Origin of the sequence: Methylobacterium sp. Leaf100 (genome assembly GCF_001422845.1) — a bacterium.
Lineage (GTDB): Bacteria > Pseudomonadota > Alphaproteobacteria > Rhizobiales > Beijerinckiaceae > Methylobacterium.
On record NZ_LMMW01000053.1, the window covers coordinates 1 to 2,213 of the forward strand.

Annotated in this window: 2 protein-coding genes; both read right to left on the reverse strand. The window is 54.3% G+C overall.

Translation table 11 applies throughout. From position 1 onward, the window contains the following. Positions 1 to 182: 182 nt before the first annotated feature. Positions 183 to 989, reverse strand: coding sequence for an RHS domain-containing protein (locus ASF25_RS17490; protein WP_162239276.1), 807 nt, complete (start codon positions 987 to 989; stop codon positions 183 to 185). A gap of 747 nt (positions 990 to 1,736) precedes the next feature. After that, a partial coding sequence (locus tag ASF25_RS22225; protein ID WP_162239277.1) for an RHS repeat-associated core domain-containing protein occupies positions 1,737 to 2,213 on the reverse strand: 477 nt, incomplete at its 5' end.

The following is a 2,213-nucleotide window of genomic DNA, read 5'->3' on the forward strand; positions in this document are numbered from 1 at the left end:
CCATTCGTCATCGGAGACGTCGGACGGGTAGGCTTTGCGTGAAGAGGTCATGCCCCTTCATCTGGAATCCAGCCGTCATAGGTCCATAACAGCCTCTAGTTGGTTGCTCAACGTATCCCTGAGGTTTGGTACCGCCCCCTCAACCGATGGGATCTGGACTAATGTATTGCCCTATGAGCGGGTCATAGTGTCTGAACCGGGTGTAACAAAGCTCCGTCTCGGGGTCCTCCCACTGCCCCCTGGAACCGGATCGGGCAGATCTGCAGCGCGTCGATCGCCTCCGGATCGTCCTTGAGCGCCAAGCTGCCGAAGCTGCGCCCGCCTAAAGGCGGCCCGTTGCCGGAGGAGGAAGGCAACCAGCCACGTCCTGCCGTCGCGTTGTCGTTGTCGGCCTGCGCCACCCACAGCCTGCGCACGGCGCCCCAAGTCCGGTACTCGGCGGCCCAGAGGAGATCGCCGCCCTCTCCCAACAGCTCGCGCGGCGTGCCGAGATGATCCGTCACGATGTAGCAGAGCGCGCTGTCCGGCCCCTCCTTGGCGAGCGGCACGAACCCGCCCGGTTCGTAGTGCCAGCGCGTAGCCCCATCCCACCCGACCGACCCGTCGAGCCGCAGCGGCGCTTCTTCCGCCACCACATCCCCGTCCCACAGGTACCAGGTGCCCACCACCGGCGGGCGCGGGTCGAGCTCCTCCGCACCCGGTGGACGCTTGGCCCACACATCGAGCGCGCTGCGCCCACCCGCCGCGACGCTCCGCACCAGGCTCGGGAACCGTCCCCGAACCCAGGCCTCCTCGCCCTCCGACAGCAAACGCTGCTTGCTTACCCGCCGCCCGAACGCGTCGTAGCCATACGCCCAGCACGCGCCCGATGGCGTCTCGCACGCCACCAGACGGTTCTGCGCGTCACAGGCATAGCGCCACACGCGCGGTCGGAACCCGGACCGCTCGACTCGACGCTCCACCACCCGGCGACATGCGCCGTAGCTCACGTGCACCGTCTCGCCGTGCGGGCCGCGCGCCCGCTCCACCCGGCCGCCGGCAGCGAGCTGCCAGGAACGTAAGTGCTCCTCGTCCGATTCGGAGTCCTCAAGGGTGCAGTGTCTTAAATCTAAATCGTTGTTAGCGTTGAAATTATGCTATGTTTTAACATTGCTATACAGCCGGATTACTGATCGTCAAATCTGCCAAATAGTGCTAATATTATAGAATTACTTGAATATATTTCATTTAAGATATTAATAGGAAATAAATGAAGCTTCTTACTACAGGCGATATGGCATATATCATGTATTATATTTGATTTCGCGGGACTAAATATCACATAAGAATCTACAGAGTCCATAAAGCGAACAACTTCTTCAAGGCTTTCATCTAGCACAGTAAAACTCCCCTGAAAGCTAATATGTCCATCTATATCAAGGATAACCTCCTCTGATTTTGAGCATTTTGGTAGTTTAATGTTCCTAAATTCGATATAATTCTATAGTTTTCTGAAATGCACCAACCGGCTTACTGGCTTTTCATATTTCTTAATAGCGAGGACACGAAAAGTATAATCATCAATGTTTTTCATAACATCGCTATGTAATCGCTTTCGTGCTGCTATCTTGCCAGAAAAGCGATTTTGACCTGGAATGGAAATCATTGCAGCTGCCAGGTCTAAGGATATCATCTTACCGCATCGCAAATTATACACCTCGTTTTCCATAAAAACGTTACTAGTAACTTCGTAAGGTTTATAAGTAGTCATAGTGATTTACTGCCGGGTAGTTGAAATGTCTTCCGCGATTTTGGGATGGATTCTCTGGGTAATTATGCGGTGGGTCTTCACGAATTGACTTTTCTCTAAATTTATACTCTCTACCGGGCTGCTTATTTCCTATCTTGTCAAGATTTGGACTAACACTGTCTGGTTGACAGCATACTGCTATGCCCGAACCCCTTTTAGCTGCAGGGAAAGCTCCTCTGCGGCCCGCTCCCGGGGGAGATAAATTTGGCGGTCGATCGCCAGCTAACCCCAACGGGTCTATCATTATTGTTGGTGTTACGGTGTAATCGTGAGTACGAAATCCGCCTTTTATGCCGATCGGGTCAGGCGAGGTGTAATGGGCAACCAGCCCATCATAATGCCTGAAGCGATTATAGCTGAGTCCCGTCTCAAAATCCTCCCATTGCCCCTGGAAGCGGATTGGACAGACCTGTGCAGCCGCGAT